The organism is Campylobacter sp. S4:11 (assembly GCF_024723695.1).
In the GTDB taxonomy this organism is placed as follows: domain Bacteria; phylum Campylobacterota; class Campylobacteria; order Campylobacterales; family Campylobacteraceae; genus Campylobacter_D; species Campylobacter_D jejuni_C.
Window position 1 is genome coordinate 1 of the sequence record NZ_JANQDC010000052.1, and the last position, 1628, is coordinate 1628.

1 protein-coding gene is annotated in these 1628 nt (G+C 30.8%); it reads left to right on the forward strand.

Annotated features, from left to right (window positions below; translation table 11 throughout):
* The first annotated feature begins 248 nt into the window (after positions 1-248).
* Positions 249-1490 (forward strand): major outer membrane protein, encoded by a 1242-nt coding sequence (locus CAMP5053_RS08060; protein ID WP_337217629.1) that lies wholly within the window; start codon positions 249-251, stop codon positions 1488-1490.
* Positions 1491-1628 lie beyond the last annotated feature (138 nt).

The following is a 1628-nucleotide window of genomic DNA, read 5'->3' on the forward strand; positions in this document are numbered from 1 at the left end:
TTCTAGTTTCCATACATTAACTATCAAAGAGCATAATTACATTTGTAAAAGCAAACATTCATAGATAACTCCTTAGTTTTTAAAGATCTAGTTTCAAACTAGATCTTTAAAGATATGTCTATAACTACTTATATTAATACTATATAATCTAATATATTTTTATATTGTTTTTATTTACTTTAAGAATTCTTATATAAAACTATGCTATAATACAAGCCATAGTTTTAATTTTAATAAGGAGAATTCTCATGAAACTAGTTAAACTTAGTTTAGTAGCAGCTTTAGCTGCAGGTGCTTTTTCAGCAGCTAATGCTGTTTCACTTGAAGAAGCTATAAAAGATGTTGATGTATCAGGAATGATGAGATACAGATTTGAATCTGATAGAAGAGATACTGGTAACACAATTGAAGATGGTTACAACAACTCTAAAGAAAACAAACACAGATTTAAATCTCAATTAAACTTCAAAGCAGCTTTAGATGATAACTTTAAAGCTTTTGTTCAATTCCAATACAGCACAAATGAAGCTGGCTTTGGTACAGGTAATCAAACAGTTACAAATAAAACTTTCAATGTTCAACAAGCTTACTTAGAATATACAAATGAAGCTTACGCTACAAATGTAACTTTCGGTAAAATGGAAGTTGGTTCTATTTGGACTGATGACTTAGTAGGAACAGGGGCTAAAGTAGTAAATACTTCTATCGAAGGTTTAACTTTTGCAGGTTATTGGTTTGATAGCTTTAATGCTGAAGATGATGGTGACACTGCTGCTACTTTGAACGATAGAAAAAATAACAACGGACAAACTTTCCCTGTTATCAATATGGCTAAGTCTTCACTATATGGTGCTGCTGTATTAGGTGATTTTGATCCATTTGCATTCCAATTATGGGCAGCTTACTCAAATAATTATGCATTCTTATATGCAATAGATGCTAGCTATAAATTTGCATTCAATGATGCTAATTTCAAAATCCAAGGTCAATATCTAGGAAATAGTGTTGATAGCGATACAGAAAAACGCTTAAATGCAGACAATAGTAACTTCTATGCTGCTCAAATCCAAGCAAATATTTCTGCTTTTGATTTCCAAGCTGGTGTAGTTGGTTATGGTGAAAAAGACAAAAATACTATTGTTGTATTAGAAGATAAAGGTAGAATAATCGCTCCAGGTGAGCAAATTTTCTATTCTCACGGTAGTAGATTAACCGGAGATATGGGTGAAAACTTCTTCTATTTTGCAGGTTTAGGTTATACTTTTGCTGAAACTGTAAGAGTAGGATTTGACTATATCGGTGGTAAAACTGAATATGCAGCAGGTGCTGATACAGATAAAAACGAATATATCGCAAGAGTATCTTATAAATACAGCCCAAAACTTACATTTAGTGGCTTCTATTCTTACTTAACTGAAGATTTCAACAAAGCTGATATTCATGATAGCGATGATCAATTCATCAGACTTGAAGCTCTATATAAATTCTAATTATAAAAGCTAAGCCAAAAGGCTTAGCTTACTATATCTAAAATTATCTCTTCTTTTAATCCTTGTATTTTAATTTCTTTTATTTTTAAATCATTAGGTAAGTTTTCAAGCAAAGCTTCTTTACTATGTATATTTTTA